9 protein-coding genes are annotated in these 6,810 nt (G+C 66.9%); all 9 read left to right on the forward strand.

Annotation, left to right across the window (positions count from 1 at the left end; all coding sequences use genetic code 11):
* The coding region (locus ACIQ6O_RS10875; protein ID WP_396207812.1) for a hypothetical protein at positions 1-576 on the forward strand (576 nt) is incomplete at its 5' end.
* Between the two features lie 16 nt (positions 577-592).
* Positions 593-1,708, forward strand: coding sequence for a bifunctional diaminohydroxyphosphoribosylaminopyrimidine deaminase/5-amino-6-(5-phosphoribosylamino)uracil reductase RibD (gene ribD / locus ACIQ6O_RS10880; protein ID WP_396207813.1), 1,116 nt, complete (start codon positions 593-595; stop codon positions 1,706-1,708).
* Positions 1,709-1,715: 7 nt separating this feature from the next.
* Positions 1,716-2,369: a riboflavin synthase gene (locus ACIQ6O_RS10885; protein ID WP_396207814.1), complete on the forward strand. Its 654-nt coding sequence runs from the start codon at positions 1,716-1,718 to the stop codon at positions 2,367-2,369.
* Positions 2,366-3,622, forward strand: a complete 1,257-nt coding sequence (locus ACIQ6O_RS10890; RefSeq protein ID WP_396207815.1) for a bifunctional 3,4-dihydroxy-2-butanone-4-phosphate synthase/GTP cyclohydrolase II — start codon at positions 2,366-2,368, stop codon at positions 3,620-3,622. Before ACIQ6O_RS10885 ends, ACIQ6O_RS10890 begins: the two co-directional genes overlap by 4 nt.
* A gap of 7 nt (positions 3,623-3,629) precedes the next feature.
* Positions 3,630-4,124, forward strand: coding sequence for a 6,7-dimethyl-8-ribityllumazine synthase (ribH, locus tag ACIQ6O_RS10895; protein WP_396207816.1), 495 nt, complete (start codon positions 3,630-3,632; stop codon positions 4,122-4,124).
* Positions 4,121-4,633 (forward strand): transcription antitermination factor NusB, encoded by a 513-nt coding sequence (gene nusB / locus ACIQ6O_RS10900; RefSeq protein WP_396207817.1) that lies wholly within the window; start codon positions 4,121-4,123, stop codon positions 4,631-4,633. The genes ribH and nusB overlap by 4 nt, the downstream gene beginning before the upstream one ends.
* 2 nt (positions 4,634-4,635) lie before the next feature.
* Positions 4,636-5,775, forward strand: a complete 1,140-nt coding sequence (locus tag ACIQ6O_RS10905) for a glycosyltransferase family 4 protein (protein ID WP_396207820.1) — start codon at positions 4,636-4,638, stop codon at positions 5,773-5,775.
* Complete coding sequence (locus ACIQ6O_RS10910) at positions 5,775-6,086, forward strand: HPF/RaiA family ribosome-associated protein (RefSeq protein ID WP_396207818.1); 312 nt, start codon at positions 5,775-5,777, stop codon at positions 6,084-6,086. Before ACIQ6O_RS10905 ends, ACIQ6O_RS10910 begins: the two co-directional genes overlap by 1 nt.
* The coding region (gene hprK / locus ACIQ6O_RS10915) for an HPr(Ser) kinase/phosphatase (RefSeq protein ID WP_396207819.1) at positions 6,083-6,810 on the forward strand (728 nt) is incomplete at its 3' end. The genes ACIQ6O_RS10910 and hprK, both read left to right, overlap by 4 nt.

Below are 6,810 nucleotides of genomic sequence, written 5' to 3' on the forward strand. Positions count from 1 at the left end.
GTGCTCCTCGGCGCCACCTACATGCCCGACGTCAGCCAGAATGAGTTCTCGGTGGCACCACAAACGTCGAACTTTGCCTTTTCCTACGGCGTGCGGGTCGGCGCCTTGCAGGAGTCGTCGCTCGTGCCCGGCGTGAGTGTCAGCTACATGCGACGCAAGCTCCCCACGACGACCCTGGGTTACGCCTCGGGGAACGATTCCATCAGCGTGAGCAACCTTGCGGCGACCTCCAACAGCCTTCGCCTGGTCGTGAGCAAGCGGGTCGCCATTTTCGGCGTCGCGGCCGGTGTGGGGCGTGATCAGATGGAGAGTACGGCTGGCGTGGACGCGGCGGTGAACGAGACGGTGCTGAATGTCCCCAATCGTGCCGCGATCCGCTTGTCCGATCTGCGCAACGCGGTCACGCGCAACACGGCGTTCGTGAACGCCTCACTCGGCTTGTCCATCCTGCGGCTGGTCGGTGAGTACGGGTACTCGGCCGCCGGCGAGACTGACCCCACCACGAACACCTTCGATGGTCGGAAGGCCAACGAGGGGTATCGCTACGGCTCCCTTGGCATCACCGTCCGCTTCTAGGCTGGTCTCCACCGGCGTGAACGAAGCGCACGCGTCGGAGGCGTTCTCCGACGACGTGCGCTTCATGCGTCGGGCCCTCGAGCTCGCTGAGCAAGGGGCGGGGCAGGTCTGGCCCAATCCCAAGGTGGGGTGCGTCATCGTGCACGGTGACGCCATTGTGGGCGAGGGGTGGCATCAGCAGTTCGGTGGACCGCATGCCGAGGTGCATGCGCTGACGGCTGCCGGTGAACGAGCCCGCGGCGCCACGGCCTACGTCAGCCTCGAGCCGTGCAACCACCATGGCAAGACGGGACCGTGCACAGAGGCGTTGCTGGCGGCCGGAGTGGCGCGGGTGGTGTGCGCCGTGCGCGACCCCAACCCTAGTGCGGCCGGGGGGCTCGAGCATCTCGCCGCCAGTGGGGTGCGCGTTGAATCGGGCGTCTGCGAGGCTGAGGCCCGGATCCAGAACGCGCCGTTCTTTCACGTGCAGCGGAAGAGCCCGTTGCCCTTCGTGACCCTCAAGCTGGCGGTTTCCATCGACGGAGCCATCGCCGGGCCCTCGAAGAAGCGCGCGTGGCTCACCGGGCCCGAAAGCCAGGCGGCCGTGCATGCCCTGCGCGCCGAAGCCGACGCGGTAGCGGTGGGGATCGGGACGGTGCTGGCCGACGACCCCGAGCTCACCGTACGTATCGGGCCTGCGCCCCGCGTGCCTCCGGCCCGTGTCGTGTTCGACCGTCGGGGCCGTCTCCCGCTCGACAGCCGGCTGGTACGAAGCGCCCGCGAGATCCCGCTCTACGTGGTGACGGCCCCCTTCGATGCGGCCCCGCGCGAGAGACAGGAGGCGTTTCAGGCCGCGGGCGTGATCAATCACGCAGCCACGAACCTCACGGCCGCCCTGTGCGGGCTGCGAACCGCCGGTATCGGCCACCTGTTCGTCGAGGGAGGCGCTGGAATCGCGTCCGCCCTCATGGCCGCCGGTCTCGTCCACCACCTGATTATCTTTCAGGCTCCGGTCATTCTGGGGGCAGGGGCCACGCCGGCCTTTGCCGCACTACCGGGGCACGACGCCGACGTGGCGCCGCGCCTCACTGTGCTCGAGCGCCGCGTGTTCGGTGCCGATCTGATGACCCGTTACGCTGTTTCCGGAGACTGACGACAGGATGTTCACGGGGCTCGTGGACGACGTGGGGCTCATTGAGCACGTCGCCGATACGCCGGCCGGGCGCGAATTGCGCATTGCGAGCCGCTACACCGACCTCACCGACGGCGAAAGCATCGCCGTGAACGGGGCCTGTCTCACCGTGCGCGAACACGGCGTGACCACCGAAGGTCACGGGTGGTTTACCGTGGCGGCCGTCGTCACTACGCTCGGTCGCACCACCATCGACAGCTGGCAGGCCGGTGACCGCGTGAACCTTGAGCGCGCCATGAAGTTGGGCGATCGCCTTGGTGGGCATCTCGTGCTCGGCCATGTGGACGGGCTCGGTCGCGTGCTCGATACGCGTGACGCCGGTGACGCGTGGCTCATCGACGTGGAACTCCCCGAGTCCATGCGTCTCCTCATGGTGGACAAGGGCTCGGTGGCGGTGAACGGCGTGAGCCTCACCGTGAACGAGTTGCTGCCCACCGGCATTCAGCTGTCCATCATCGAATACACCCGCCGGCACACGGCGCTGGGCGTGCTTGCGCCGGGCGTGTCGGTTCACGTGGAAGCCGACGTGCTCGCGAAGCACGTGGAACGACTGCTGTCACCGTGGCTGCGCGCATCGGGTGCGCCGTCCATCGCGGCAGCCCTTCAGGAGTTGCAGGCATGACGCAGGACAACCAGTCGCCTGCCGCCGAGCAGGCTGAAGAGCACGACGAACCTGTGTTCGGCACGGTCGAGCAGGCGCTCGCCGATATCGCCGCCGGCAAGTTCGTCGTGGTGGCCGATGACGAAGATCGCGAAAACGAGGGCGACCTCGTCTGCGCGGCCGAACTCGTCACGCCGGAGATGGTGAACTTCATGCTCGAAGCGAAGGGCATGATCTGTCTCGCCATGACCAACGAGTGGGCCGACCGGCTTGGGCTCGAGATGCAGGTCGACCACAACACCGAGGCGATGAGCACCGCCTTCACGGTGAGTATCGATGCGGCGGCCAAATTCGGGGTGAGCACGGGGATCAGTGCGAGTGATCGCGCGACGACCATCCGCGTGGCGGTCGCCCCCGACGCCACGCGCAGCGATCTCCGGGTGCCCGGCCACATCCATCCGTTGCGCGCCCGCAATGGAGGGGTGCTGCAGCGCGTGGGCCACACGGAAGCCGCGGTCGATCTCGCCCGCCTTGCCGGCCAGCGCCCTGCGGGCGTGATCTGCGAGATCTTGAACAAGGACGGCACCACCGCGCGTCGCCCCCAGCTCGAGGTGTACGCCAAGCAGCACGGGCTCACCTTTATCACCATCGCGCAGCTCGTGGCCTATCGGCTGCGCCACGAACGGCTTGTCCACCGCGCGGCCGACGCGCGCCTTCCCACCGATTTCGGCGAATGGCGCGTCATGGGCTACCGCAATGATGTGGACAGCCGCGAACACATCGCGCTCGTGTACGGCGATGTGAACGAGGGCGAGGATATTCTCGTGCGCATGCACAGCAAGTGTCTCACCGGTGACGTGTTCCACTCGCGCCGGTGTGATTGCGGGTGGCAGCTCGAGACGGCCATGGACATGATCCGCACCGAGGGCCGCGGCGTCATCGTGTACCTCGATCAGGAAGGGCGGGGCATCGGCCTGCTCAACAAGATCAAGGCGTACGAATTGCAGGATCGCGGGGCGGACACCGTCGAGGCCAACGAACGGCTCGGCTTCGCCCCCGACCTCCGCAACTACGGTATCGGGGCGCAGATCCTGCTCGACCTCGGCGTGCGCTCCATCCGCATTCTGACCAACAACCCGCGCAAGCTCGTCGGGCTCGATGGCTACGGCCTCGTGCTCAAGGACCGGGTGCGCATCGAGGCCCCGTCGACGAGTGAGAACGCTTCCTATCTTGAGACCAAGCGCACCAAGCTTGGACACCTCTTCGCCCTCTGAGATCGACGTGGCTGAATTTTCTGGAGAACCGCGCGGCGAGGGCCGGCGCATCGTCGTCGTGGCAAGCCGCTTCAACGAAAGCATCACGGTGCCGCTCGCCGAGGGCGCCGTGAGCACGCTGGTGGCCAAGGGGGTCGCCTTCGATGACGTCGACGTGGTGTGGGTCCCCGGTGCGTGGGAGCTACCCGTGGCCGTCCGTCGCGCCCTTGCCACCGGCAAGTACGACGCAGCCGTGGTGGTCGGTGCCGTCATTCGCGGCGACACGCCGCACTTCGATTTCGTGGCCGGCGAAGCGTCACGTGGCCTGATGGAGGCCTCGCGGGATTTCGAGGTGCCCGTCGGGCTCGGCCTGCTCACCACCGACACCATGGCGCAGGCCGAAGCGCGTGCCGGTGGCGCCCACGGCAACAAGGGCGAGGATGCGGCCCTCGCCGCGCTCGAGGTGCTCGACGTGTGTGATCGCGCCTTCGCGCATGACGAAGGCGACGAGGCCGACGCATGAGTTCCCTGCACGACGATAACTTCTGGGACGGTCCCGTCCAGGAACCGCTGTTGCCCAAGACGGGCAAGCGCACGCGCGGCAAACCCAACACCCGTACTGAGCGCGTCGAGACGCGGGGGCGCGCCCGTGCCCTGCAGGCCTTGTACGCGGCCGACCTCCGTGACCAGGCGCAGCTTCGCCGCATCGCGACCACCGTGTTCGATGATCTGGCCATCGATCCCGAAGAGCGCGCTTTCGCGTCACGCCTGGTGGCCACTGTGGCCGATCGTGGCACTCAGCTCGATGCGGCGCTGGCCGAGGTGACCAACAACTGGCGCCTCGAACGCCTCGGAGCCATCGAGCGCAGTGTGCTGCGGCTGGCGGCGGCTGAGTTGGCCCGGGACGAAGCGCCGGTGAAAGTGGTGCTGCAGGAAGCGGTGCACCTCGCCGAGCGCTACGGCACCGAACGTAGCGCGCGCTTCGTCAACGGCGTGCTCGACGCCTACGCCCGTAAGCTCGGCAAGCTGTGACGATGGCCGGGCTCGTGGCCGGTTCGCGTCTGCGCATTGCCGTGATCAACTGGCAGTGCCGTGACAATCCGCTGGCCGGTGGCGCCGAGATTCATCTGCACGAGATCTTCGGTCGTCTCGCCGCCGCGGGCCACGAGGTCGTGTTGCTCTGCGGAGGTTGGCCCGGCTGTCCGCCGCGCGCCACCCTCGATGGCATCGAGGTCCATCGGGTCGGTACTCGCCAGACATTCCCATTTCTGGCTCGTCGGTACTGGCACACGCACCTGGTCCAGCGCGGCTTCGACGTGGTGGTCGAAGACATCAACAAGGTGCCGCTCTACACGCCAACCTGGCGGCTCCCCAAACTGGTCGGGCTGGTGCCCCACCTGTTCGGCGGCACGGCGTTTCAGGAGTTGGCCGCCCCGCTGGCCGCGGCGGTTTGGCTGTCCGAGAAGCCCCTGCCGTGGTTCTATCGCGGGTACGCCTTCGAGGCGATCAGTGAGAGCACGAAGGCGGATCTCGTGCAGCGCGGGATCGCGGCCGATCGCATCCGCGTCATCTTCCCAGGCATCGACTGTACCCATTACACGCCTGACCCCGCCATGCGCGCGCCGCGCCCCGTATTTGCGTATCTCGGGCGCCTGAAGAAGTATAAGGGAGTCGATCTGGTCGTCAGGGCATTCGCCGCCAGTCAGCTCCCTGAAGCCACCCTCGAAATTGCCGGCGCGGGCGAGTTCCGTCCCGAACTCGAACGCCTGGCAGGAACCCTTGGGGTGGCGTCGCGGGTACGGTTTTTGGGTCGTATTGACGAGACTGAGAAGTGCGCCCTGCTGCGACGAGCGTGGGCGACGGTTTTCGCATCACCAAAGGAGGGGTGGGGAATCACGAACCTGGAAGCAGCTGCGAGCGGCACCCCGGTGATTGCGTCGAACTCCCCGGGTATCCGCGAGTCCGTGAAGCACGACGAAACCGGATTTCTCGTGCCCCACGGCGACGTGGCTGCGATGGCTGCCTGCATGCGGCGCCTCAGCGACGAGCGGACGCTCGTCGAACGCCTGGGGGCCAATGCACGACGCTTCGCCGAGGGCTTCACCTGGGCGAACGCCGCGAAGGAGACCGAAGCCCACCTCCGTGAGGTCGTGGGAAGGGAGGAAGGTCGCTGATGGAGATCATCCTGCACGCGCACCACGCCGAAGTGTCCGAAACGCTTCGCGCCCAGGCCGAAAAGGCCATCCGCAAACTGGCCGCGCGACTGCACAACGTCGCCAATGCCATCGTCCGATTCGTCGGCGACGGACAGACCCGTCGCGTCGAAATCGTGCTGCGGGGATCCCGACACCGTGAGCTCTTCGCCGTGGCTGACGACCGCGCCTTTGCGCCGGCGCTCAGCACCGCCGTCCAGCGTCTCGAAAGCCAGGTCGCGCGCGTCCGTCGCTCGCGTCGCAGCCCCCGTGCTGGAGATCGCACCGGGTGACAAAACGCCTGACCGTGGGCACGCTCTACGAGCGCATGAAGGATGTGCTCGAACTGGAGCTGCTCGGCCCGGCCACCGGTCTCGAACGAGAGATCACGAGCCCCGAGGCATCCAGCCCGGGGCTCGTCCTCGCCGGCTACATCAACCGGTTTCCGTACCAGCGTATTCAGGTCCTCGGCGAAACCGAGATCACCTACCTGCAGTCGCTCGATTCGGTGCCGCGCGCCGCCAACCTCGAGCAGTTCTTCGGTTTCCCCATTCCCTGCGCCTTCATCACCAAGGCGCTCGAGCCGCCCGAGCCGTTCATGCGGCTCGCCGAAGACGCCGGGGTGACGATTCTGCGCTCGCGTCTCAAAACGGCCGAGTTCTATCGCCTCATCAAGCCCTTCCTCGCCGACCAGTTCGCGCCCACCACCACCATGCACGGGTCGCTCGCCGACGTGTACGGCGTGGGGCTCTTCTTCACCGGCAAGAGTGGCATCGGCAAGTCGGAATGCGTCCTCGACCTCGTCGAACGGGGGCATCGGCTTGTGGCCGACGATCTCGTATTCGTGTCGCGGCGCGGCAACGACGTGCTCATCGGCAAGGGGCACGAACTGCAGCGGCATTTCATGGAGATTCGCGGGGTCGGCTTGCTCGACGTTCCCGCGATCTTCGGCATTCATGCCGTGCGCCAGCAGAAGCGACTCGAGGTCGTTGTGGTACTCGAAGAGTGGGACGCTGA

The organism is Gemmatimonas sp., assembly GCF_044345575.1.
Classification (GTDB): domain Bacteria; phylum Gemmatimonadota; class Gemmatimonadetes; order Gemmatimonadales; family Gemmatimonadaceae; genus Gemmatimonas.